Source organism: Chryseobacterium sp. VAUSW3, assembly GCF_002205795.1.
GTDB classification, from domain to species: Bacteria; Bacteroidota; Bacteroidia; order Flavobacteriales; family Weeksellaceae; genus Kaistella; species Kaistella yananensis.
Genome location: NZ_NIUY01000002.1, coordinates 843629 through 866743 on the forward strand (window position 1 = coordinate 843629; position 23115 = coordinate 866743).

The 23115-nt window shown below is 42.6% G+C and carries 22 protein-coding genes; 13 read left to right on the forward strand and 9 right to left on the reverse strand.

Going from position 1 to position 23115, the window contains the following annotated elements; all coding sequences use genetic code 11:
- Nucleotide 1 precedes the first annotated feature (1 nt).
- Nucleotides 2-964: a prolyl-tRNA synthetase gene (locus tag CDW55_RS09150; RefSeq protein ID WP_228399631.1), complete on the reverse strand. Its 963-nt coding sequence runs from the start codon at nucleotides 962-964 to the stop codon at nucleotides 2-4.
- Nucleotides 965-1109: 145 nt separating this feature from the next.
- Here CDW55_RS09150 and proS point away from each other — a divergent pair, with 145 nt between their 5' ends.
- From proS to CDW55_RS09185, 7 genes are all read left to right on the forward strand, one after another.
- Nucleotides 1110-2585, forward strand: a complete 1476-nt coding sequence (gene proS, locus CDW55_RS09155; RefSeq protein ID WP_088469428.1) for a proline--tRNA ligase — start codon at nucleotides 1110-1112, stop codon at nucleotides 2583-2585.
- A 125-nt stretch (nucleotides 2586-2710) separates the two neighbouring features.
- Nucleotides 2711-3997 carry an OmpA family protein gene (locus CDW55_RS09160; RefSeq protein ID WP_088469429.1) on the forward strand — a complete coding sequence of 429 codons (1287 nt, stop codon included), beginning with the start codon at nucleotides 2711-2713 and terminating at the stop codon, nucleotides 3995-3997.
- A 106-nt stretch (nucleotides 3998-4103) separates the two neighbouring features.
- On the forward strand, nucleotides 4104-5435 hold the full coding sequence (locus CDW55_RS09165; protein WP_088469430.1) for an Nramp family divalent metal transporter: 1332 nt from the start codon (nucleotides 4104-4106) through the stop codon (nucleotides 5433-5435).
- Nucleotides 5432-6178 (forward strand): transporter, encoded by a 747-nt coding sequence (locus CDW55_RS09170; protein WP_088469431.1) that lies wholly within the window; start codon nucleotides 5432-5434, stop codon nucleotides 6176-6178. Before CDW55_RS09165 ends, CDW55_RS09170 begins: the two co-directional genes overlap by 4 nt.
- 73 nt (nucleotides 6179-6251) lie before the next feature.
- Complete coding sequence (locus CDW55_RS09175) at nucleotides 6252-6791, forward strand: nucleotide exchange factor GrpE (protein WP_088469432.1); 540 nt, start codon at nucleotides 6252-6254, stop codon at nucleotides 6789-6791.
- A gap of 69 nt (nucleotides 6792-6860) precedes the next feature.
- A complete protein-coding gene (dnaJ, locus tag CDW55_RS09180; protein ID WP_088469433.1) occupies nucleotides 6861-7967 on the forward strand; it encodes a molecular chaperone DnaJ in 1107 nt (368 codons plus the stop codon).
- A 100-nt stretch (nucleotides 7968-8067) separates the two neighbouring features.
- Nucleotides 8068-8922, forward strand: coding sequence for an alpha/beta hydrolase (locus CDW55_RS09185; protein WP_088469434.1), 855 nt, complete (start codon nucleotides 8068-8070; stop codon nucleotides 8920-8922).
- 66 nt (nucleotides 8923-8988) lie between these two features.
- Here CDW55_RS09185 and CDW55_RS09190 read toward each other — a convergent pair whose 3' ends face one another.
- Both CDW55_RS09190 and prfB read right to left on the reverse strand, forming a co-directional pair.
- On the reverse strand, nucleotides 8989-9672 hold the full coding sequence (locus tag CDW55_RS09190) for a DedA family protein (protein WP_088469435.1): 684 nt from the start codon (nucleotides 9670-9672) through the stop codon (nucleotides 8989-8991).
- A gap of 64 nt (nucleotides 9673-9736) precedes the next feature.
- The gene (prfB, locus tag CDW55_RS09195; protein WP_088469436.1) at nucleotides 9737-10849 is read right to left on the reverse strand and encodes a peptide chain release factor 2; all 1113 of its coding nucleotides are present in this window, start codon (nucleotides 10847-10849) and stop codon (nucleotides 9737-9739) included.
- A gap of 104 nt (nucleotides 10850-10953) precedes the next feature.
- On the opposite strand from prfB, the gene CDW55_RS09200 reads away from it, so the two are divergent.
- A complete protein-coding gene (locus CDW55_RS09200) occupies nucleotides 10954-11739 on the forward strand; it encodes an SDR family oxidoreductase (protein WP_088469437.1) in 786 nt (261 codons plus the stop codon).
- A 70-nt stretch (nucleotides 11740-11809) separates the two neighbouring features.
- On the opposite strand, the gene glgP is transcribed toward CDW55_RS09200, so the two are convergent.
- Nucleotides 11810-13465: an alpha-glucan family phosphorylase gene (gene glgP, locus CDW55_RS09205; protein WP_179285932.1), complete on the reverse strand. Its 1656-nt coding sequence runs from the start codon at nucleotides 13463-13465 to the stop codon at nucleotides 11810-11812.
- A 215-nt stretch (nucleotides 13466-13680) separates the two neighbouring features.
- Here glgP and CDW55_RS09210 point away from each other — a divergent pair, with 215 nt between their 5' ends.
- The 3 genes from CDW55_RS09210 to mtaB all read left to right on the forward strand — a co-directional run bounded on the left by CDW55_RS09210 (nucleotide 13681) and on the right by mtaB (nucleotide 16433).
- On the forward strand, nucleotides 13681-14271 hold the full coding sequence (locus tag CDW55_RS09210; protein WP_088469573.1) for a DUF1572 family protein: 591 nt from the start codon (nucleotides 13681-13683) through the stop codon (nucleotides 14269-14271).
- 94 nt (nucleotides 14272-14365) lie between these two features.
- The gene (locus CDW55_RS09215) at nucleotides 14366-14947 is read left to right on the forward strand and encodes a cysteine dioxygenase (protein ID WP_088469439.1); all 582 of its coding nucleotides are present in this window, start codon (nucleotides 14366-14368) and stop codon (nucleotides 14945-14947) included.
- 136 nt (nucleotides 14948-15083) lie between these two features.
- Nucleotides 15084-16433 carry a tRNA (N(6)-L-threonylcarbamoyladenosine(37)-C(2))-methylthiotransferase MtaB gene (gene mtaB, locus CDW55_RS09220; RefSeq protein ID WP_088469440.1) on the forward strand — a complete coding sequence of 450 codons (1350 nt, stop codon included), beginning with the start codon at nucleotides 15084-15086 and terminating at the stop codon, nucleotides 16431-16433.
- On the opposite strand, the gene CDW55_RS12500 is transcribed toward mtaB, so the two are convergent.
- The 5 genes from CDW55_RS12500 to CDW55_RS09240 all read right to left on the reverse strand — a co-directional run bounded on the left by CDW55_RS12500 (nucleotide 16430) and on the right by CDW55_RS09240 (nucleotide 20368).
- The gene (locus tag CDW55_RS12500) at nucleotides 16430-16585 is read right to left on the reverse strand and encodes a hypothetical protein (protein ID WP_179285929.1); all 156 of its coding nucleotides are present in this window, start codon (nucleotides 16583-16585) and stop codon (nucleotides 16430-16432) included. The genes mtaB and CDW55_RS12500 overlap by 4 nt on opposite strands.
- 58 nt (nucleotides 16586-16643) lie before the next feature.
- On the reverse strand, nucleotides 16644-17258 hold the full coding sequence (locus CDW55_RS09225) for a DUF1684 domain-containing protein (RefSeq protein WP_088469574.1): 615 nt from the start codon (nucleotides 17256-17258) through the stop codon (nucleotides 16644-16646).
- 68 nt (nucleotides 17259-17326) lie between these two features.
- Nucleotides 17327-17716: a hypothetical protein gene (locus tag CDW55_RS09230; RefSeq protein ID WP_088469441.1), complete on the reverse strand. Its 390-nt coding sequence runs from the start codon at nucleotides 17714-17716 to the stop codon at nucleotides 17327-17329.
- A 51-nt stretch (nucleotides 17717-17767) separates the two neighbouring features.
- Complete coding sequence (gene mqo, locus CDW55_RS09235) at nucleotides 17768-19273, reverse strand: malate dehydrogenase (quinone) (RefSeq protein ID WP_088469442.1); 1506 nt, start codon at nucleotides 19271-19273, stop codon at nucleotides 17768-17770.
- Between the two features lie 87 nt (nucleotides 19274-19360).
- Nucleotides 19361-20368, reverse strand: coding sequence for an NAD(P)H-dependent glycerol-3-phosphate dehydrogenase (locus tag CDW55_RS09240; protein ID WP_088469443.1), 1008 nt, complete (start codon nucleotides 20366-20368; stop codon nucleotides 19361-19363).
- Nucleotides 20369-20579: 211 nt separating this feature from the next.
- On the opposite strand from CDW55_RS09240, the gene CDW55_RS09245 reads away from it, so the two are divergent.
- Together CDW55_RS09245 and CDW55_RS09250 are read left to right on the forward strand one after the other, a co-directional pair.
- On the forward strand, nucleotides 20580-21494 hold the full coding sequence (locus tag CDW55_RS09245) for a M23 family metallopeptidase (protein ID WP_088469444.1): 915 nt from the start codon (nucleotides 20580-20582) through the stop codon (nucleotides 21492-21494).
- 615 nt (nucleotides 21495-22109) lie between these two features.
- Nucleotides 22110-23075 carry an SPFH domain-containing protein gene (locus CDW55_RS09250; RefSeq protein WP_088469445.1) on the forward strand — a complete coding sequence of 322 codons (966 nt, stop codon included), beginning with the start codon at nucleotides 22110-22112 and terminating at the stop codon, nucleotides 23073-23075.
- Nucleotides 23076-23115 lie beyond the last annotated feature (40 nt).

The following is a 23115-nucleotide window of genomic DNA, read 5'->3' on the forward strand; positions in this document are numbered from 1 at the left end:
GTTATCTTCTGAAACCGCCGCCTGACCGGGTTGATCCTGAACTTGTATTGGATGAACCGCTGTTGAATCCGCCACCGCTGCTTCCTGAACGGAAGCCCCCGTCATTTGAATTGCTTCTAATTCTCGGCTCACTATAGCTCGGAGAGCTTTGTCTCGGAGTAGTCTGTCTTGGAGTTGAATCAGGCCTTGGAGTTGCTCTCAATCGTGGCTGAGTACTATTTTCAGGCTGGTTGTATCTCGGATTGTTGGGTTGTGTAGAATTCATTCTTGGCGTATCGTTTCTGAAGCCGGAATTATAATTATTATTTCTGATGGTAGAATTTGGCGTGGAGTTTCTCAAAGAATTCCTGAAACCACCGTCTGCACCGCTTCTCTTATAGGTAAATCCTCCATTATAGCTGTTATATCCCATTCCGTAACCATATCCGTAAGGGGAATAATATCCGTAAGGACTGTAACCGTAATAAGGATTATAATACCCGTAATAAGGACTGTAGTATCCATACCATGGGCTGTAATAACCGTACCACGGATTATATCCCATGCCCCATGGACTGTAATAACCTCCGTAACCCCAGTAAGGTCCGAAACCGAAATTCAGTCCCCAACCTGAATACATTCCGTACGGATAGCCCCATGTATCATTATAAAAAACATCGGTACCTGCATAATTGCCCCAATCGGAATTCTGGTCTTTCCAGCTTTCATTTCTGTTTTCAGAATTGAGGTATTTATTCTGATCATCTGTTGACTGATAATCATAATATTCACCTACCCTGTTGCCACTGTTCATCACAGTACCTTCAGGCAGTGTATCTCTGTTTGGGTCGTAATATACTCCGTCGGTTTCGCTGTAACCACCCATCTGCGAACCGCAGGACATTAAAATTAAACCTCCGGCAAGCGCTAAAACCACTTTAGATTTCAGGATCTGAGGTAAATTTTTATAAGTAATTTTTTCCATGATAAGGTGAAAAGTTTTAATTTGAATTATATTTGCACTTTATACCAAAATTATACCATTAACAGTGGTAAATTTTTGAGTAAAAATACACTTTTTAGAATTAGATACAAGTACTACACAAAAGTTAAATCAAAGATATAATATAATGGCAAAATTAACTTCAAGAGCCGAAGATTACAGTAAATGGTATAATGAATTGGTCGTGAAAGCTGATCTGGCAGAAAATTCCGGAGTTCGCGGCTGCATGGTAATTAAACCTTATGGCTATGCAATCTGGGAAAAAATGCGCGACGAGATGGACCGTAAATTCAAGGAAACAGGTCACGAAAATGCTTACTTCCCTATCTTTATCCCGAAAAGTTTATTTGAAGCTGAAGAAAAAAATGCCGAAGGTTTCGCAAAAGAATGCGCTGTAGTTACCCACTACAGACTGAAAACCGATCCTGAAGATCCTAAAAAACTCATCGTTGATCCCGAAGCTAAACTCGAGGAAGAGCTTATCGTACGGCCAACTTCCGAAGCCATCATCTGGAATACTTATAAAAATTGGATCCAGTCCTACCGTGATCTGCCTATTCTCATCAATCAGTGGGCGAATGTTGTGCGTTGGGAAATGAGAACGCGTCTGTTTTTAAGAACTGCAGAATTCCTCTGGCAGGAAGGCCATACTGCGCACGCCACCAAAGATGAGGCAATTGAAGAGACCGAAAAAATGCTCCATGTATATGCGGACTTTGCTGAAAATTTCATGGCAATCCCAGTAATCAAGGGAATAAAAACTGAATCAGAAAGATTTGCCGGTGCCGATGAAACCTACTGTATCGAAGCCCTAATGCAGGATGGGAAAGCCCTTCAGGCAGGAACATCTCACTTCCTTGGCCAGAATTTCGGGAAAGCTTTCGATGTGAAATTCACCAACAGAGAAGGGAAAATCGAACACGCCTGGGGAACTTCCTGGGGAACTTCTACCAGATTAATGGGGGCATTGATCATGACGCATTCCGATGATTTAGGTTTGGTTTTACCACCAACTCTAGCACCGATTCAGGTAGTAATTGTACCGATTTTCAAAGGAGAAGAACAGCTACAGCAAATTGACGAAGTTGCTTATGAAATTCAGGCTAAACTGAAAGCTAAAGGAATCTCAGTAAAATATGATAACCGTACAGAGAACAAACCAGGCTGGAAATTTGCCGAGTACGAACTGAAAGGTGTACCCGTTCGCATCGCGTTAGGCGCCCGTGATCTGGAAAACAAAACGGTGGAGATTGCCCGACGAGATAATTTAACTAAGGAAACTAAACCGCTTGAAAATCTTGATATCTATATCGAAAATCTGCTGAAAATCATTCAGGAAGATATCTATACAAAGGCAGCAACCTACCGCGACGAACATATTACAAAAGTAGATTCTTACGAAGAGTTCAAGCAGGTTCTGGAGAAAAAAGGTGGATTTATTTCTGCTCATTGGGACGGTACTGCGGAAGAAGAAGAGCAGATTAAAAATGAAACCAAAGCGACCATCAGATGTATTCCTTTAGACAATCAAATGGAAGAAGGTATTTCAATGATTTCGGGAAAACCATCAAATCAGCGGGTAATATTTGCAAAATCATACTAGTTCTTCGGTTTATTTTTAATAATGATGTAATAGAATGTTAATTTTAATATAAACAAAATAAAATACAACTCCTTTGGATTGATATTTGCTTCTGTTGTTAAAGTTAAATTTAAAAATAAACTATTATGTCACTAAACGTTATCGATCTTATTAAGGGACAATTGGGTCCGGCATTAGTTTCTCAGGCTGCCACGCAGTACGGAGAAAGCGAATCTGGTATTTCCAAAGCAATAAGCGGTTTGTTGCCGGCGGTTGTAGGCGGAATGGCCAATAATGCTAATCAGCCAGCCTTGCTGGATGCAATTACTGGGTCGCAATCCACAGGCTTGTTGGGAAACCTTTTAGGAGGCTCTTCTAATAATTCATTGGTTAGCAGTGTACTGTCTGCAATTTTTGGAGATAAAATCAATGGACTGATTAATGCGGTATCAGGCTATTCAGGGGTAAGCAATTCAACTTCCAGTTCATTATTGAATATGGTTGCTGGTGCTGCCTTAGGCTCATTGGGCAAATATGCTGCAGATCATAATCTCGACAGAAACAGCTTGTCAGGCCTGCTTTCGGATCAGAAAGGAATAGTGTCTTCTTTACTTCCGGCTGGACTGTCGTTAGCTTCACTTGGTTTAGGAAACTGGGGAGGTACTCCCGATGTTGCCACTGAAAAAGTGAAGGTAACTTCTTATGATGAACCGAAAGTGGAGGTAAACAGAGGAGGCAACACCCACGTAAATGTTGACCGTAAAGATGATAACGAAGCGGGATCTATCTGGAAATGGCTTCTGCCTTTATTGCTGCTGGCACTTGCCGCGTGGTTCCTTTGGAAACAGTGCAACAAACCTGCAGAACAGACAACCGCAACGACAGATTCAACAGCTGTTGTAACAGATTCTGTTTCCACGATGATGCCTACAGATTCCGCAATGGTTAGCACAAACAAAGTTGATGAAGATATTGATCTGAATGGTGTTGCACTGAAAGGATACAGAGGCGGGATGGAAGATTCAATGATTTCTTTCCTTAAATCCGGCGGATACACCAATGCCGCAGATGATGCTGTACTGAAAGACACGTGGTATACTTTCGACAAAGTAAATTTCAAAATGGGCTCTTCTACAGAACTTGAAGCGGGCTCGCAGGTTCAGCTGGATAACCTTGTAGCAATTTTGAAAGCGTATCCCGATGCAAAAATTAAAGTGGGCGGGTATACAGATAAAGTTGGCGACGAAGCAAATAATGTAAAACTTTCTACTGCAAGAGCAAATTATATAAAATCTGCTCTGGAGAAAGCTGGTGTTGGCGCTCAGGTGATTGGTGCTGAAGGTTACGGAAGTAAATTCGCTACCGTTGCAGCTACTGCATCTGACGCTGAAAGAGCAATCGACAGAAAAATGGCGGTGAGATTTGCGAAATAATCTTCCTCAAATTATACCAAATCCCGGCAACTTGTCGGGATCTTTTTTATTCCAGGTTTGGAAATTAGATATATTTATGTAATTTTGTTAGCCTAATCTAACATTTGTGAAAAACATCAATAAAGGCTGGCAAAGAGAAAAATACTCAAACTCGCTCCCAGAAGTATTTTCAAGTATAAATATTCCAAAAGATGCCGGTTTTTGGCGTAAGCTTTTCGCCTTTGCAGGGCCGGGACTTATGGTCGCAGTAGGCTATATGGATCCGGGAAACTGGGCGACCGATATCGCCGGAGGTGCTCAGTTTGGTTACACTTTATTATCAGTGATCCTTATTTCCAATTTATTTGCCATCGTTCTTCAGCATCTTTCTTTGAAGTTGGGAATTGTTGCGGAGCGGGACCTCGCACAAGCGTGCCGGGATCATTTTAATCCTACTACCAATTTTATACTGTGGGTGTTTTGTGAAATAGCCATCGCTGCGTGTGATCTTGCAGAAGTCATTGGCTCCGCAATCGCACTGAATCTGCTTTTCGGCATTCCGCTCACCTGGGGTGTTGTAATTACAGTAATTGATGTATTTCTGATATTATTTCTCCAGGCAAAAGGATTCCGGTATCTGGAAAGCATTGTGGCAGGATTAATATTCGTTATTCTCGGCTGTTTTATTTATGAAATCATTTTAAGTAAACCGGATATTTTCCCGATTCTGAGCAGCCTTGTTCCGCAAAAAGAGATCGTTACCAATCCCTCGATGCTTTATATTGCCATTGGAATTTTGGGTGCAACGGTTATGCCTCATAACTTGTATTTGCACAGCAGCATCATCCAGACCCGGAATTACGAACGCACGTCTTTCGGAAAAAAAGAAGCAATAAAATTCGCCACCATCGACAGTACAGCGTCGCTATTCCTGGCATTTTTCATCAATGCAGCAATTTTAATCGTAGCGGCGGCGACTTTTCATACCACCGGAAACCAGGATGTAGCAGATATTCATGATGCCCATAAAATGCTCGCGCCAATTTTAGGAACCACATTTGCGAGTATTTTCTTTGCAGTTGCGCTGCTGGCATCTGGACAGAATTCAACTTTAACAGGAACGCTGGCTGGTCAGATTGTGATGGAAGGATTCCTGAATATCCGCCTCAACCCTTGGTTACGAAGACTGATTACGAGGTTGATTGCTGTTATTCCTGCCCTTATTGTTACAATAATTTACGGCGAACAGGGCACCACAGATCTCTTGGTTCTCAGTCAGGTAATTCTGTCAATGCAGCTGAGTTTTGCGGTTGTTCCTTTGGTAATGTTTACAGGATCTAAATTAAAAATGGGCGAATTTGTAAACAAACCCTGGCTGCAAATCTCAGTTTGGATCATTGCCGCCATCATTATTGCATTGAATTTGTATTTACTCGTAGAAACATTTTTTGGATCATGAAAAAACGATATTCATCACTGCTTCTAATCGTTACTCAGGTTCTATATGCTCAGGAAACCATCCAGACCGACAGACCCGATCAAACAGAATCAACATCAATCACACCTAAAAGCAATCTTCAGCTGGAATCAGGATTTTTTTATGAAAAAACTGATACTGAATCAAGAAATATTTCTCAACCCACTTTATTGATAAAATATGGGGTGAATAAAAATTTAGAACTTAGGGTAGGCACCGATTATAATTCAGAAACAGTATACCATGAGAGAAATTCCGGAATTTCACCCGTTACGTTAGGATTTAAAGCGAAAATCATGGAGGAAAAAAAATTTATGCCGGCAATCGCTTTTCTGGGGCAACTGACATTGAACAGACTGGCTTCTAGAAATTTTAAAACTCCATATACTGCACCATCTTTCAGGTTACTTTTTAATCACACACTATCGGATAAAGTGAATCTTGGCTACAACTTAGGTGCGGAATGGAATGGTGTTACACCAGATGTTAAAGGAGTTTACACAGCTTCAACTTCATATTCATTTGATGAAAAGATGGGCATGTTTGCTGAATTTTATGGATACCTGAATAAATTTGAAAAAGCTGACCACCGTTTCGATGCGGGCTTCACTTATCTCATCAGCAACAATTTTCAGGTAGATACCTCTGCCGGGGTAGGAATTTCTGAAATCTCACCAGACTATTTTGTATCTGCAGGTGTCTCATACCGCTTCAGTACAAAGTAAGAAACTGACTAATTGTCCTAAAACCCTATTTGGCAAAATCTTTGTGAATTGATGAGTACTAAAATGTAGTATTATGTCGGAAAATCAAGATATACACGAAGAAAATGCAAATCTTCAGGAAGAAAACATTCAAAACCCTGAAACTGAATCTAACGAGAATGTGACAGCCGCTCCCTCTGCAGAGGAACTTTTGGCAGAAGAAAGAGACCGTTACGTACGTCTTTTCGCAGAATTCGAAAACTATAAAAAAAGAACCACCAAAGAGAAGATGGAGTTCTTCCAGTATGCCAATCAGGACATGATGATTTCCATGCTGGCTATCCTGGATGATTTCGAAAGAGCTTTGAAAGAAATCGCGAAAACCGGCAACGAAGCAGATTTACAGGGGGTAGAACTTATTTATCAGAAATTCAAAGGAAAGCTCACCGAAAAAGGTTTGAAAGCCATGGAGGTAAAGCCAGGTGACAGTTTCGATGTAGATTTTCATGAAGCCATTACACAGATTCCTGCACCTTCAGAAGACCTGAAAGGCAAAATTGTAGATGTCATCGAAACCGGATACACACTGCACGACAAGGTAATCCGTTTCGCAAAAGTGGTTACTGGAAACTAAAACATTCATAAAAAAAAGGTAATTGAAAACACTCAGTTATCTTTTTATCTTTATTAATCATACTATAAAATGTCAAAAAGAGATTACTACGAAGTACTGGGAGTTGCTAAAAATGCTTCGGCCGACGAAATAAAAAAAGCGTACCGAAAAATGGCGCTGAAATATCATCCCGACAAAAATCCGGGGGATAAAAGTGCTGAAGAAAAATTTAAGGAAGCGGCAGAAGCGTACGAAGTTTTAAGCGACGATAATAAAAAAGCACGTTACGACCAGTTCGGACATGCCGGAATGAATGGAGGTGGAGGTTTTGGCGGCGGTTTCGGTGGCGGAATGAATATGGAAGATATCTTCAGCCAGTTTGGTGATATTTTCGGCGGACATTTCGGCGGCGGCGGCGCGCAGAGACAGCAGCAGCGTGGCAGCAACCTTCGCGTAAGAATAAAACTCAATCTTGAGGAAATGGTGAACGGAACCCAGAAAACCATTAAGGTCAAGAAAATGAAAATGGCGCCGGGCGCTACTTCCAAAACCTGCCCAACATGTAATGGAAGCGGTGTTCAGGTAAAAGTAATGAACACCATGTTCGGCCAGATGCAGACGCAGACGCACTGTTCTACCTGTCAGGGAATTGGCAGAATTGCAGATAAAATTCCTGCAGGCGCAAATGCCCAGGGATTGATCAAAGAAGATGAAGAAGTCACCATCAACATTCCGGCAGGCGCAAGAGAAGGAATTCAGCTGAATGTACGGGGCAAAGGTAACGATGCACCGTTTGGAGGAAATCCTGGTGATCTGTTGGTTGTGGTGGAAGAAGAAGTGGATGCTGCGATTAAGCGTGAAGGCGATAATCTGCACCAGGAACTCTACATTTCTTTCGCTGAAGCTGCCTTGGGAACACAGAAAGAAATCCCAACCGTGGGCGGAAAAGTAAAAATAAAAGTTGATGCAGGCACACAGTCAGGAAAAATCCTCAGATTAAGCGGCAAAGGATTACCAAGCATCGACAGTTATGGCAAAGGGGATATGTTTGTTCATATCAATGTTTGGACACCGCAACATTTGTCAGCAGAACAGCGGGAATTTTTCGAAAAGCAAATTAAAAACGGGGACATGATCGCAGAACCTTCAGGAAAAGAAAAAACTTTTTTTGATAAAGTGCGGGACTTGTTCAATTGAATACATAAGAGATTTTTTTAAATCTCTTTTTTTTATTTGATACATAACGGAAAGACATTCAAATATTCATGATGGCTCGAAATTTTCACACTCACCGGCAATGAGAAAATCTGTAATTCTTCAGCTTATCTTTACCGCTTTGCTTTTTGCTTTGTTGAATTCCTGTTCCACACGCTACAGGATAAAAAACGACGGAAATTTTGGAAAGAAAATTTACAATGTAAAATACGGCGAAAACAAAAGGAATGTGATGGATGTTTTTCTGCCTGCAGAATACAGACCCGATACGCCATTAATCATGATGGTTCATGGCGGAGCCTGGATTTTTGGCAGCAAACTACATCTTCGAAAAGTGCAGAAATTCCTTTACCGGAATAATTTTCCCACCGTAAACATCAATTACCGGCTGGTAAACAAAACGACAACCTACAAGGCTGCTTTAGAAGACATTTCTAAAGCTGTTCAGTACACCGGCAATTCTGGTAAAGACTGGAATCTAGCTTCTGACAAAATAATCCTTCTGGGCGAAAGTGCGGGTGGGCATTTGGCCCTACTCTATGGATACAAAAATGAAGACCAGGTTCAGAAAATAATCTCTTTGAGCGGTCCTGCCGACTTTTATTCTCAGCGTTACAGGAATTCAAAATATTTCAAAAGATCACACCGTATTTTTCAAAAGGTAGTGGGCGAGAAATATAATTCAGCAACCGCAGAAGCATTTAAACAAGCCAGCCCGATGTATCAGGCTTCAAATGTCCCTACGCTGCACTTTCAGGGCAACAGGGATTTTTTAGTCGATGTTAACCAGGGCCTAGCACTCGATTCGGCATTGACCAGTAAAAATATTGAGCACAGATTTGTTCTGATGAAAAAAACTGGTCACGCCCCAAGATTTTCGAAGAAAAAGAGAGACAGTCTCATTTATCCAAACATACTGGACTTTATAAAGCAATAATTCTATCTGAATAAGAAAAAAAAGCAACCTGTTTTCAGATTGCTTTTTATATTGATGATTTAGATTTTACTCTTCGATTTGCTCTTCTTCTTTTTTCTTTCCGAAGAAAAATTTCATGATAATGGGAACTGTAGTGATCAGTACGATAATTATGATGATCATCTCCAGATGCGATTTCAGATCAATCCCGAACTGGTCCATGAAAAGCCGGTCGAGATAATGTCCTGCAAAAATCAGCGAAAAAGACCAAAGGAACGCCCCGATGATATTATCGATCAAAAAGCGGGTTTTGTCCATCTTTACAATCCCTGCAACAATCGGGGTAAATGTTCTCACCACAGGCAGAAATCTCGCCATAATTACAGCAAGAGCGCCATGTTCTTCGAAGAAATCGTGAGCCTGAAACAGATATTTTTTCTTGAAGAGGAATGTATCCTCTTTTTTATAAAGCGCAGGCCCCGTTTTTCTGCCAAACCAGTAGCCCACTTCATTTCCTATCACCGCAGCAATCGCAATGGCCGTAGCCAGTATCGTAGTATCTAAAAAATCACTTCCGGTGGAGCCGATCGCCTGATCTACAATCTCTACTGCATAAATTCCTGATACAAAGAGCAAACTGTCACCTGGAAGAAAAAAACCCACAAACAACCCTGTCTCCGCGAAAATAATAAACAAAATGAGCCAGAAACCGCCCATTTTTATATAAAATTCAGGATTAAGTAAATCCTTCCAACTCTCAAAATGTTCCATATTCGCAAAGATAATAAAAGAGGGGTTTTTATAAGATTAATAATTTGTTAAAGTTTCCCAAAACTTACAGGTCGAAATCATCGGCTCCCGCAGCGGTTCCGTCGGCCATCAGGAAGGCTTTAAGGAATGGAGTCAGGTCTCCGTTCATCACACCGTCTACATCCGAAGTTTCGTAACCGGAGCGCACATCTTTCACGAGTTTGTAAGGGTGCATCACGTAATTTCGGATTTGGCTGCCCCACTCGATTTTCATTTTCCCGGCTTCAATTTCGTTTCGCGCTTTCATCCGTTCTTCAAGTTCCATCTCATAAAGTCTTGAGCGTAAAAGCTGCATCGCCTTTTCTTTATTCTGAAGCTGGGAGCGACTTTCGGAGTTTTCGATGATAATGCCTGTAGGCGCGTGACGCAGACGTACTGCTGTTTCCACCTTGTTTACGTTCTGCCCTCCTGCCCCACTCGAACGCATGGTTTCAAAGGAAATATCCGCCGGATTGATGTTGATTTCTATCGTATCGTCAACCAAAGGATAAACATACACAGAGACAAAACTGGTGTGTCTTTTTGCGTTGGAATCGAAAGGTGAAATCCTTACCAAACGGTGAACCCCATTTTCACCGCGCAGATAACCGAAAGCAAATTCACCGTCGATTTCCAGCGTTACCGTTTTCACACCGGCAACATCACCTTCCTGATAATTCAGCTCCCGGATCTTGTAACCCTGCTTTTCAGCCCACATCGTGTACATTCTCATCAACATCGATGCCCAGTCGCAGGATTCTGTTCCGCCTGCGCCGGCGGTAATCTGCAGCACCGCCGAAAGCTCGTCACCTTCATTGGAAAGCATATTTCTGAATTCCAGGTCTTCAACTTTTTGAACCAAAAGCGGGAAAGCTTCCTCCAGTTCCTTTTCGGAATCGGGGTCTTCTTTCGCAAAATCCATCAGAACCTGCAAATCTTCATACCGTGTGAAGATTTCTTCATAATCACTCACCCATTTTTTCTTGGAGCGAAGCTGTTTCATAAACGCTTCGGCTTCTTTCGGGTTGTCCCAAAATTCCGGTGAAACAGTTTTTTCTTCATCATTGAAGATTTCGATCTTCTTTTTTTCGATCTGAAGATATTTATACAAATCCTCGATTCTGGATTTGATGTCTTTAACCTGGTCGCTGTTAATCATGATGCAAATATAAGATTTTGATGCGCAAAATTGATTGTTAAAAATCTTAAAAACTTTTTTAAAACTGTTCGGAATGACTACTTTTATGACAGAAAATTTTTGATATGATTATTGATTTGGCCGGAAAAAAAGCTTTGGTCGGCGCAGCTTCAGACGGAATAGGAAAAGCAGTTGCACTGCAGTTCGCACAACTGGGTGCTGAAGTGACCATTGTTTCCCGAAATGAAAATAAACTTAAAAACGTTCTTGAAGAACTGGATTCCTCTAACGGCCAGAAACATCAGTATCTCGTGACAGATTACATGGATTTTGAAGGAACAAAAAAGGTTTATGATGATTATTTCAAACTAAACTCCATCGACATTCTGGTTAACAATACCAACGGGCCCAAAACCGGAAATTCACTCCAAAATTCCACTGAAGATTTTCAGCAGGCGTTCGATTTGCTCTTTCAGAACACGGTTTATCTAACACAGGCAGCCCTTCCGGAAATGCAGAAAAATAAGTTTGGAAGAATCATCAATGTGGCCTCAAAATATGTGAAACAACCTTCAGATCATTTGGTTTTGAGCAACACGATGCGGATTGCGGTAGTAAGCTGGATGAAAACGCTTTCGAAAATGGTTGCTGAAGAAAATATTACCGTCAATACAGTGCTTACCGGACTTTTTGATACCGAAAGAATGAAAAGCCTATACAGCGGAAATGCCGAAACACTAAATATTACTACCGAGGAAACCAAAAAAAGAATGCTGGGCCAGACTCCGATGAAACGCGCGGGAAAACCCGAAGAATATGGTTATCTTGCTGCTTTTCTGGCTTCAGACCTTGCAGGCTATCTTACCGGAGCCACCATTCCGCTGGATGGCGGACATTCAGATTTTATTTAGCTACCCAACAAACAAAATCCGGGAAGTTTTTCCCGGATTTTAATATTGAATTTTTGGATAACCTCAGCGGTTATGCGTAAATCTGTTTGTAATATTCGTCTGCCATACGGTCGCTGTTGAAATCTCTTTTAACATCTTCCATCGCGTTGTGCTGAATTTTTCTCCATTCATCAGGTCGGTCGTAATACATCGGCAGGATTTCATTTTCCAGAACATTATACAGGTTTTCCAGATCGAAGTTATCCTGATCGTACACGCTGGCATTTTTGTAATCTGCCTGCGGAACTACGAACCCGTTTACGCCGTTTTTAGCAAACTCCGGAATCCAGCCGTCATCGGTAGAAAGGTTCACTGATCCGTTCATCGAAGCCGTCATTCCCGAAGTTCCCGAAGCTTCCCGCGGAACTCTTGGATTATTCAGCCACAGATCAGAACCCTGCTTCAGTGATTTACTCAAAGCCAGTTCGTAGCCGGTAAGTACCGCCATATTTTTATAGTATTTGCTTTCTTCAACCAGGGTATTGAAGGTTGAAATCGCACTGTAATCCATTGGATATGGTTTCCCTGCCCAGATAATCTGAACCGGATATTTCGGGTTGTTCAGAAGCCTTTCGAAACGTTCTTTGTCGTGAAGAAGCAAATCGGCTCTTTTATAACCTGCAAATCTTCTGGCCCACACGATGGTGAAAACATTGGGATCGAAGAGATTTCCGGTTTGGTCGGCTACAATTCTGAACATTCTTTTCTTCAGATGTTTTTTTCTGAAATCGAAAAGCATATCATCATTCTCGTCTTTGGCGTCGTAAAGCGGTTTATCTGCCCAGTATTTAAATTCCTGTGCGTTGGTAATGGCTTTGATTTCACAAATTTTAGAATACTTGCTCCACATTTCTCTCGAAACAACACCGTGCAGCTGCGAAACACCGTTGGCCACTCTTGCCATTCTTAAAGCGCAAAGTGAATGGTTAAAACGGTCATCTTCCACTCCTTCAATAGATTTCACTTCTTCCGTCGTAAGACCAGAGAAATACGACATATCGTGGCATAAATGAAGGTTGTGTTTTTCGTTTCCGGCTTCTTCCGGGGTGTGGGTGGTGAATACCAGTTTTTCTCTTACTTTCTCTAAATCGCCGCCAAATTTTTTCAGCAGATAGAATGCTGCCGGAAGCCCGTGTGCTTCATTCAGATGGTAAACATCTCTTTCAAAATTCATCATATCGAGCAACTTCGCGCCGCCTTTACCCAAAAGAATATACTGCGCCAATTTTGTAGATTCGTTGGCATCGTAAAGTCTGTGGCAAATAGTTTTTGAAACGTGATCGTTTTCCGGAACATCTGTGGAAAGTAAAAACATGGGTGCCGTATGGAAAGTTTCGGGATCCAGATACCAAACTTTTACCCAAACCGGCGCAGAGTGAATCTCAATCTGGAATTTGATTCCGGTATCCTGAAGAAACGAATACATTTTTTTAGTCCATGTAGGCTGTAAAGTTTGGTCGTGGTTTCTGGCCTGATCATAATAACCGAACTTCCATAAAATTCCGATCCCCACAAGATTCTGTTTCAGATTATAGGCACTTCTCATGTGCGAGCCTGCTAAAAACCCAAGTCCGCCGGAGTATATTTTCAGCGCCTGATCAATCGCAAATTCCATGGAGAAATAAGCTACTTTTTTAGAATATTCAGGGTTAATGCTGAAGGGCATTGTAAAATTTTTAAAATCCATAATATCTCTTTTCATAAAAATTAAGCTACAAAGGTAAATATTTAAATTGCTGCTGAAAATTATTCAGGTTTAAATTTTCTTAATCATAATTCTTATCATATTTCTTTGAATATTACGGGAACGGAAACAGATTTCCCGTACGGATTAAGCTCATCATGCTTTTGGTTTGGAAATATTCCGTAATTTTGATTCAGGGCCGTTCAAAAAGACACCCCATGAAAGAATTATTTATCAAACGTTTTCTTTACTACAAAGCTCTGGGCGATGAAACCTTTGCACAGCTGAGTGATGAACAGCTGTTTTGGCAGCCGAATCAGGAGAGCAATTCCATTGCGGTAATCGTAAAGCATATTTCGGAAAACATAATTTCGCGCTGGACAGATTTTCTTACCGAAGACGGCGATAAATCCTGGCGCAACCGCGATGCGGAATTCCTCATTGAACTACAGTCCAGAGAAGAAATGCTCAAATGTTGGGAAAATGGCTGGGCGGTACTTTTGGAAGCTTTAAATCAAATCACCGAAGGGAATATTCACAACAGCATTTCAATCCGCGGAGAGAAACATACCGTGTTGGATGCGGTTCTCCAGCAGCTGGCACATTATACGTATCATATCGGGCAGATTATTTACGCGGCTAAAATCCTTAAAAACGACGACTGGAAAAACCGCTTTATCCCGAAATCCAAATCAGGTAAACATCATAGTGAAATGCTGAAGAAACAAGAACCTGAAGAAATCCCTCAGAATTCATCTCCGGTGTGTTACGCAAAGGATCCGGAAGTGCGCGATGAATATAAAAATTAAACGAGTGATAAAAGTCAGCGTTGATATAAATCACATCTGATTTTCAGCGCTTAAGATTTTGGGTACGTAACTTTACGGTATCAAATTTTAAGTGATGAAAACTCCATTCGATGATCCCGGTTTAAGCCATGTTCTCGATGATCTAAGGATCAAGAAGCGGCTGAATTTTAACGAAATCTGTGATCTGCTCTTTACGTTTTCCTACAGCGATTTTGATTCAGTTTTTCACCTTTCCGAAAGAAAAGTTAGCGAAGAAATTTTTATCAGAATCCCTGTTTTCGAAGATGACCCGTTTGCTGTACTTACCGTTTGGGGAAGCGACAGCTGTACTGCGATTCACGATCACGGAAACTACGACGGCAGAATAAAAATCCTCAAGGGCAGCCTCGGGGTTGTTAACTACCGGGAAAACTCAAATTTCATCGAATTCAATTCCCTGTCGGTAGGCGGCGAAGGCGACATTTTTACGGAGGAACTCGCGGGCATCCACTCCATTATTAACAATGAAGACGATACTTCGGTAAGCCTTCACCTCTACAGAAGCGACCAACTTAATCTGGAAGGCGTAAGGATTTTCGATACAGAACACCGCAAAATCGCTTATCTGTCCCACGAAGCAAAATCGTGTGCATGGGGTTTAGAAGCCGAGGCGTATACCAAAATCATTCAGGTATAATAGACTTTAAAGTAACTTTTTCATAATTTTTCATAATTTTTTCATTCAGTTAAAACCACAAAGCCTTTGTGGTTTTTTCTGTATCCCGACTTCTGAAGTGGGTTAAAAAAAAATCGTAAATTTGCACCCTCATATTATGGAACATTCAACCCCCAAAACCGCTGCTTTTCACACCCTTGGCTGCAAATTAAATTTCGCAGAAACCTCAACCATTGCCCGCCAGCTAACCGGCGCAGGCTATGAAAAGGTAAGCTTTGATGAGAAAGCCAGTGTATATGTCATCAACACCTGTTCGGTGACCGAAAACGCAGACCGCGAATGTAAATTTCACGTAAAGCGGGCCATGAAAGCTAATCCCGACGGATTGGTGGTGATTTTGGGCTGCTACGCCCAGCTGAAACCTGAGGAGATTTCTGCGATTGAAGGCGTAGACCTGGTCTTGGGAGCCAAAGAGAAATTCAACATCCTGAGTTATCTTGATGACTTGCAGAAAACCGAAAGCCACGGCCTCATTCACTCCTGCGAAATCGATGAAGCTGATTTCTTCATCGGAAGCTACTCGATTGGCGACCGTACCCGTGCCTTCCTTAAAGTTCAGGATGGCTGCGATTACAAATGCACCTACTGCACCATTCCTTTGGCGCGTGGAATCTCCCGTTCCGATACCATTGAAAATGTCGTGAAAAATGCTATGGAAATCGCCAGCAAAGGAATTAAGGAAATCGTTTTAACCGGTGTAAATATCGGCGATTACGGTAAAGGTGAATTCGGGAATAAAAAACACGAACATACGTTTCTTGACCTTATTTCAGAACTGGATAAGGTGGAAGGGATTGAAAGAATAAGGATTTCTTCCATTGAGCCGAACCTTCTAAAGGACGAAAGCATTGAACTGGTTGCAAAAAGCAAAAGCTTTGTACCCCACTTCCACATTCCGTTACAGAGCGGAAGCGATGACCTGCTGAAGCTCATGAAACGACGTTATCTTACCAAATTGTATACCGACAGAATTGCAAAAATCCGAGAAGTAATGCCGGACTCGTGTATTGGCGTCGATGTAATTGTAGGATTTCCGGGGGAAACCGAAGAGAAGTTTTTGGAAACCTATAATTTCCTGAATGAACTTCCGATCTCTTATCTGCACGTCTTCACCTACTCTGAGAGAGAAAACACGGAAGCTGCTGAAATGCAGGGCGTGGTACCAATTCCTGAAAGAAAACAGCGCAGCAAGATGCTCAGAATCCTTTCCGAGAAAAAGAAAATGGCCTTCTACCGCACCCAAATAGGCAAAACCTTACCCGTTCTTTGGGAACACGAAAACAAAAATGGGGTGATGTATGGCTTTACAGAAAATTATGTCCGGGTTCAGAAACCTTTCGATGAAAATTCTATCAACACCATAGAAACCTTAAAGCTCAACAAAATTGAGAGCGACGGTACAGTATCTGCAATACCCGTTTTTGAAGAGTTTCTCGCTAAAATTTAGTTCGTAACCGGCTGTACTTCGCCGGTCGGCAGGGCCTGAAAAAGATCCGGGAATATGGCAAGCAGTACAAAATAGAAGATAATCAGCAGTGCGATTACGGCAACAGCAATGATGATAAGTGTTGCCGGTCTGTTTCGTTTGTTAGGTTCCATCGTTTATTTTCTTTTTAATTATGGGATGGAAAAGCCATTTCTATGCCATGAAAAATCCTTAGTGATGGTAAACATCTTCATATTTCACCCCAGCCTCAATTTTCACAGGTAAAAAATTCTCTTCAGGAACAATCGGGCAACTGTAATCGTAGGCATTGTAAGCACAGTAAGGTTGGTACGACTGGTTAAAATCAATAACGATCTCCTTCCCTTTCGGGATTCTTAAATCAAGATATTTTCCGCCGCCATAGGTATCGGTCCCGTTGGTTTCATCGCGGAACGGCAGGAAGAGATAATCCTCATAGCCGGGCGTCTTCACCAGATCCAGACTTTGGTAAATACTCAAAATGTAAGTAGCGCCGTTCAGTGCAAAAGTTGCTTTCCCATATTCTTTGTACGGCATTGTTTTTCCGGAAGACGTCGGCAGATCGAAAGGAACAGCATTTTCTGTTTTCGCAAACTGCGCGTTAATCCTGTATTTTAAATCGATCGGAAAGAACGGATGTTTAGTGAATTTGGTGTAATTATCGCCCCGCAAAGGAGTCTCTTTTTTATTCGTATACCCATCGTTGAGTTCTTTCTGGAATTTTCTGATCTCCGCAATCTGTTTCTTTTCGGATTGGGAAAAGGCGAAGGTGGATATCAGCAGCAGGATTACCGTAAGTTTTTTCATAATAAGCGAGGGTTTGGCATTCAGCACAGGAGATGGAATATGGCGTTAGGTTTTTTAAATTTTAGTCTTCACGAAATCTTTACACGGTACACATCGGTCGCGTTTCTCTTGATGTTTTTCACCAGGAAACCGCCTTCTTCAGGAATCTCTTCTCTTAAATCGAAGCTTCTGCATTCTTTCGGAAGTCCGGAAAAGATAAGGGTGAACCAGAAATCTTTCAAAGGTGGCACGGGAGTCCAGTACGGGAAGAGGCTGATGTTTTCCTGATGAATAAGGTGGCTCTTGTGATGTAAGCGCTCATCAACCAGAAAAGTCGACTGCCAGATGCGGATTAAATTGCCAACATAAAAAGTTGCGGGATAACAGCAGTGCACAATCACCTGCTTCTCTTCCTGCACTTCGGTCTGAAGGGCTTCCAGTATTTCCTGGCAGATTTCGGGTTTGGTGATGGTGGGCATTGGTGAAATTGATGAGTGATGAGCAGACGACAGTTAAATTAGTGGTTAAACTTAATAATCAAGCTCCAGTTTTTCTTTGGTGTAACTGCGTACCTGCGCGGTAAGTTCCGGATTGTCGGTCAGTTTCTGTCCGTAAGTGGGAATGATTTCGAGCAGCTTCTCTCTCCATTCATTCTGCAGCTTGTCGGGAAAACATTTCTCCAGCACCTGAATCATAGCATGTGCTGCAGTGGATGCACCGGGTGATGCGCCCAAAAGTGATGCAATGGTCCCGTTATGATTCACCACCACTTCAGTACCGAACTCGAGTTTTCCACCAAGTTCTTCGTCTTTCTTGATGATCTGCACGCGTTGTCCGGCTACTTTCAGCTCCCAGTCTTTTTCATTGGCATCCTTAATGAATTCCCTCAGATGCTGTACCCGCTGGGCTTTGGTCATGGCGACCTGTCTCACGAGGTACTGGGTTAAAGGCAGGTTATGCCACCACGCGCCAAACAGCGAGCGGATATTTTTGAAGTTAATACTTTCCGGTAGATCTAGGTAACTGCCTTCTTTTAGGAATTTCGTTGAAAAGCCAGCGAAAGGCCCGAAGAGCAAGGCTTTCTTGCCGTCGATTACCCGTAAGTCCAGATGCGGAACGCTCATTGGCGGTGCATCTACGGAAGCCAGGGTGTACACTTTTGCGTGATGTTTTTCTACAAGTTCCGGATTATGGGACACCAGCCATTCTCCGGAAACCGGAAAACCACCGTAGCCTTCACTTTCAGGAATATCAGAACTTTCCAGCAGCGGCAATGCATAACCGCCGGCGCCGATAAATACAAAATCGGCCACTACTTCCTGGCTGTGCTGGTGAAGCCTGTCGCGCACTTCTACGGCCCATTTTCCGTCATCACGCAGTTCGAGTTCTTTGGCTTCATGATAAAGAAACACATCCACATTGGAATCATCTGCCAGAAAACGTCCCAGCTTTCTGGTAAGCGTGCCGAAATTCACATCGGTGCCCATATCCATTTTGGTAGCAGCCAGTATTTCGTGGCTGTTTCTTTTCTGCATCACCAGAGGAATCCATTCGCGGAGCTGGTCGTGATTGGCAGTAAACTCCATCCCCTGAAAGAGGTGCGACTTAGTTATGGCTTCATGGCGTTTCTTCAGGAATTCTACATCCGAAGGCCCAAATACGAGACTCATGTGCGGGCACGATGTGATAAACTGTTTCGGACTCTGGATATATTCTTTCTTTACCAGATAAGCCCAGAACTGTTTGGAGATTTCAAACTGTTCTGCAATCTCTTCAGCTTTGGAAATATCGATACTGCCGTCTTCTTTTATGGGGGTATAATTAAGTTCACAGAAGGCGGAATGTCCTGTACCGGCGTTGTTCCACGCAGCTGAACTTTCCTGAGCAAAACGCCCCAGCCTTTCGAAAATAGCAATTTTAAGCCCCGGTTCGAATTCGTGAAGCAGGGTTGCCAGCGTTGCACTCATAATTCCACCTCCAATAAGGATTACATCGTATTTGGGCTTGGGTGTTTTTTTGGTAAGAGAATCTGGCATAACGGTATTCTTTTATTTTAAAAGCAAAGGATTAATTTTTAAAAAGTGTTGAAATATAAAAAAATCGGGGTTTATTGGTGATCAGTGTCAGTTCAGTTTCGTCGTGAGTTTGCGGAACTGTTTCTCGGCGTTTTTCCCTTCGTAAAGGATGGCGTAAATCGTATCGATAATCGGCGTCTTCATCTTCTTCTCTTTTGCCGTTTTGTAAATGGAATCTGCTGCGTAATACCCTTCAGCAATCATGTTCATCGACTGGATGGCCGATTTTACGGTATAGCCTTTCCCGATCAGGTTCCCCAAACTTCGGTTTCTTGAAAACAGCGAGTAAGCAGTTACCAGTAAGTCGCCCAGATAGGCACTTTCATTCACATCACGCGGCATCTCATGGATTCCTTCCAGAAACACTTCCATTTCGCGGATGGCATTGGATACAAAAACCGCGGTGAAGTTGTCGCCATATCCCAGTCCGCTCGCGATACCGGCACCGATGGCATAAATATTTTTAAGAATCGCGCTGTACTCATTCCCCAGGATATCGCAACTGCAGTTCACTTTGATAAAATGGGAGGCGAACTTATTGTGAAGCATCTTTTTATGATCCTCTACCGTAGCAATGGTAAGGTAAGAAAGCCTTTCCATGGCCACCTCTTCTGCATGACACGGCCCTGCAATTACAGCCTGGTTGCGGAACCCAATCTTGAATTCATCGCGCAGATAATGGGCCACTACATCATTTACTTTCGGTACGATACCCTTGATGGCGGAAACGAAGATTTTGTCGCTGTAATCGCAGGTCATTTTCTCTAAGGTATCCGACAGGTAAATGGAGGGTGTTGCCAACACTATAATATCACAGGCTGAGACCAGTTCGTTGATATCGGTGGTAAGTTTCAGGGATTTAATATCAAACCTTACCGCGGTAAGATAATTGGGGTTGTGGTGCCGCAGCTCTATCGCTCCTTTTACAAATTCGTTACGTACACACCAGTGCACCACTTTGCAGTTTTCTGTAAGCATCTTCACAATAGCAGTCGCAAAACTGCCGCTCCCTACCACGCCTACCACCTGTTCAGGCGTTTCTTCTTTTTTAGCCATAATGATCAGTTGATTTACAAAGATACGAAAGTGCGGAACTAAACAAAAGATTTGCAACGAAAATAAAACCGGTCATTTTTTATTAAATCATTAACATTTTCTTCAGAATCTTTAATAATAGATTGACATCTAAAGCTTTATATGCGATTAAATATTTTTATTTATTTTTGCATCCGAAAAATTAAGAATTAAAGTACCCCAACTCTAAAGAATGAAGAATTTTTTAAGCAACAAAAAGAAAGTAAACGTGCTTTTAGGCGCATTTTTACTCATTATTTTTGGACAGGCACTGTTTATTGGCAAACTCTACTCAGAGAAAGATGATAAATCCTATGAAGTGAATCTGGTAAAGATCAATACCCAGAAAGACAGTGTGGATTACCTGGAAATGAAGAACAACCTCGCCCTGGTAGATTATACGGTAAGAGAACTGAACTCATTTCTTGCTGCCAAAGACATTACCGACGGTAAAATTGCCACCCTGGCGCAGGACAGCATCTCGAATGCCGTATATCTTGCCAAGCAGACCAACCGCTATAGCCAATACCTGATGGATCTGCAGAACAAACTGCAGCAGGTGCCGCTGGGTAACCCAACCGAAGGTTATATTTCCTCGAATTTCGGGAAAAGAATCAACCCGATCCCGGTAAGAAATATTCTGCTCGCATCGTTACCGCCCGCGAAAAAAGAAACCACCGCTGAACCGCAGTACACTGAGGAAAAAGACAGCGCCGGAAACATCATTAGAAAAACACTGGTAAAAGCACCGGAAGCGAAGAACGAAAAGAATAACCCACCTGCTGAACCGGAGCAGATTCAGTTCCACAAAGGGATGGATTTTGCGGTGGCGTACGGCACCGATGTACGTGCTGCGGCAAGAGGCACCGTGATTTTCGCAGGCCAGAAAGGCGGATACGGAAACTGCGTGATCCTTTCCCACGGCAACGGTCTTGCCACGCTATACGGACACCTTTCAACCATCAGCGTGAAAGCCAACGAAACGGTAGAAGTAAATCAGGTAATCGCGAAGTCTGGTAATTCCGGACGTTCTACAGGACCTCATCTTCACTACGAAGTGCACAAAAACAATACACCGGTAAATCCAAAACTCTTCATGAGTCTTTAGAAAATACCCATACTGCTAAAACGCTCTGCACCTGCAGGGCGTTTTTTTATTGCGCTACTTTTAGGAGAGCTGTTAAAATAAAGGCTCTAACAACAAAAAATGTTTACAACCGACAAATATTTATTATTTTTACACTTCCTGATTTCACAGCAGCTGATGTTTTCATCATCATTCCCAAAACTGCTGTTTTCTGCCCATTAAATCCTTGAAAACGACTTACAGCAAAGACTTAGCTGAGGTTGAGCCGTAGTTGACCTATAATCTGTATATCCTATCTATATCCTTTCTATATCCTTTCTATATCCATTGTATATCCACTGTATATCCACTGTTCGTATACTGTTCGATGTTGGAGGGTTTTTCAGACTCAGTAAATCCGGTTGAGACGGCTGAGAATTTCTTCCGTTTTTGAGCTTGTTGCAGTCATCCATCACCCATAAAGATTCAATATCCCTAAATTTTTTGCACGCTTTTGACCAGCTTTCACCCGTCAGCCTTTTGTTCCTTTTGCGGTAAACGTTCGGCAGCGTCAGTTGATGTCAGGCGTTACGGTTTGCCTTTTTGCAGGATTCGGCAAAATGAGTATCTTTAAAACTTACATTTTAAAAATTATTTATGTCCTTAACATTTTTACTTCTTGTCCTCATCGCCCTTGTGGTGACCATCGGAATCATTACCAAAAAACTTGATATCCTCACCTACTCCCCGCCCGATAAAAACGGGAAACAGATGCCCAACGGCGTGAAATGGAAGCCCGTCACCTTTATTCTGCTCGCAGCCCTCGCGGCACTCATACAGCCCATGAATTACGACGTGATCAGCGTGGGACACAAAGGCCTGCTCATCAACTTACTCGGCGACCGGAGAGGCGTTTCCGATACCGAAGAAGTTTCGGGGGTGGTGTTCTACAACAAATACACCCAGGAAATTCAGGAAATTCCGCTCGACCAGCGACATATCGAATATCCGGAATCCATTATTGTTGCCAAAGGCGGGTTCCCCTGCCCGATCAAGCCTTCGTTCAACTATTCGGTGAAGGAATCTACGGCCTCGGATATGTTTACGAACCTGAGGTCTACCTACAAGAAAGGCGGACTGGAAGCCATTCAGGACGGGTGGCTGAACAATGCCATCATCGGGGCCATCAATGATGTGGCGAACCGGCATTCGATTGATTACCTTTTCAACAACCGCGAAACTTATGAAGCGGAAATCCTGTCGGAAGTGAATAAAAGAATCGGAAAATGGTTTATGGTTTCGCAGCTGAAAACCAATATCCAGCCTCCGAAAGCCATCCGCCAGTCGATTGAAGACAAGGCAACTGCCGATGCTGATGCGATTAAAGCGGAAGCACAGGCACGTGTCGCGCAGGCCGATGCACAGCGTAAAATCCAGCTGGCGAAAGGAGATTCAGCCTCTATTGTGATCCGGGCGCAGGCCGATGCCAAGGCGATCAGCCTGAAGCAGCAGGAAATTACGCCCACTTATGTGGAATACCAGCGCGTCCTGAAATGGGACGGCGTAATGCCGACGACTACGCTTGGAAGCGGGAGTGGGACGTTGTTAAATTTGGGGAAATAGGCGCAATTTGAAAAAACTAAGCGCAGAGAAGATTCGATGC

Bases quoted from the DNA above. Each gene is read 5' to 3' on its own strand.
- CDW55_RS09170 (WP_088469431.1), top strand. From the start codon at position 5,432: ATGAAAAAACGATATTCATCACTGCTTCTAATCGTTACTCAGGTTCTA.
- CDW55_RS09190 (WP_088469435.1), bottom strand. From the start codon at position 9,672: ATGGAACATTTTGAGAGTTGGAAGGATTTACTTAATCCTGAATTTTAT.
- CDW55_RS09225 (WP_088469574.1), bottom strand. From the start codon at position 17,258: ATGAAAAAACTTACGGTAATCCTGCTGCTGATATCCACCTTCGCCTTT.
- CDW55_RS09250 (WP_088469445.1), top strand. From the start codon at position 22,110: ATGTCCTTAACATTTTTACTTCTTGTCCTCATCGCCCTTGTGGTGACC.
- glgP (WP_179285932.1), bottom strand. From the start codon at position 13,465: ATGGATTTTAAAAATTTTACAATGCCCTTCAGCATTAACCCTGAATAT.
- CDW55_RS09185 (WP_088469434.1), top strand. From the start codon at position 8,068: ATGAGAAAATCTGTAATTCTTCAGCTTATCTTTACCGCTTTGCTTTTT.
- proS (WP_088469428.1), top strand. From the start codon at position 1,110: ATGGCAAAATTAACTTCAAGAGCCGAAGATTACAGTAAATGGTATAAT.
- CDW55_RS09245 (WP_088469444.1), top strand. From the start codon at position 20,580: ATGAAGAATTTTTTAAGCAACAAAAAGAAAGTAAACGTGCTTTTAGGC.
- CDW55_RS09230 (WP_088469441.1), bottom strand. From the start codon at position 17,716: ATGCCCACCATCACCAAACCCGAAATCTGCCAGGAAATACTGGAAGCC.
- prfB (WP_088469436.1), bottom strand. From the start codon at position 10,849: ATGATTAACAGCGACCAGGTTAAAGACATCAAATCCAGAATCGAGGAT.
- mqo (WP_088469442.1), bottom strand. From the start codon at position 19,273: ATGCCAGATTCTCTTACCAAAAAAACACCCAAGCCCAAATACGATGTA.
- CDW55_RS09160 (WP_088469429.1), top strand. From the start codon at position 2,711: ATGTCACTAAACGTTATCGATCTTATTAAGGGACAATTGGGTCCGGCA.
- CDW55_RS09150 (WP_228399631.1), bottom strand. From the start codon at position 964: ATGGAAAAAATTACTTATAAAAATTTACCTCAGATCCTGAAATCTAAA.
- dnaJ (WP_088469433.1), top strand. From the start codon at position 6,861: ATGTCAAAAAGAGATTACTACGAAGTACTGGGAGTTGCTAAAAATGCT.
- mtaB (WP_088469440.1), top strand. From the start codon at position 15,084: ATGGAACATTCAACCCCCAAAACCGCTGCTTTTCACACCCTTGGCTGC.
- CDW55_RS09210 (WP_088469573.1), top strand. From the start codon at position 13,681: ATGAAAGAATTATTTATCAAACGTTTTCTTTACTACAAAGCTCTGGGC.
- CDW55_RS09175 (WP_088469432.1), top strand. From the start codon at position 6,252: ATGTCGGAAAATCAAGATATACACGAAGAAAATGCAAATCTTCAGGAA.
- CDW55_RS09240 (WP_088469443.1), bottom strand. From the start codon at position 20,368: ATGGCTAAAAAAGAAGAAACGCCTGAACAGGTGGTAGGCGTGGTAGGG.
- CDW55_RS12500 (WP_179285929.1), bottom strand. From the start codon at position 16,585: ATGGAACCTAACAAACGAAACAGACCGGCAACACTTATCATCATTGCT.
- CDW55_RS09200 (WP_088469437.1), top strand. From the start codon at position 10,954: ATGATTATTGATTTGGCCGGAAAAAAAGCTTTGGTCGGCGCAGCTTCA.
- CDW55_RS09215 (WP_088469439.1), top strand. From the start codon at position 14,366: ATGAAAACTCCATTCGATGATCCCGGTTTAAGCCATGTTCTCGATGAT.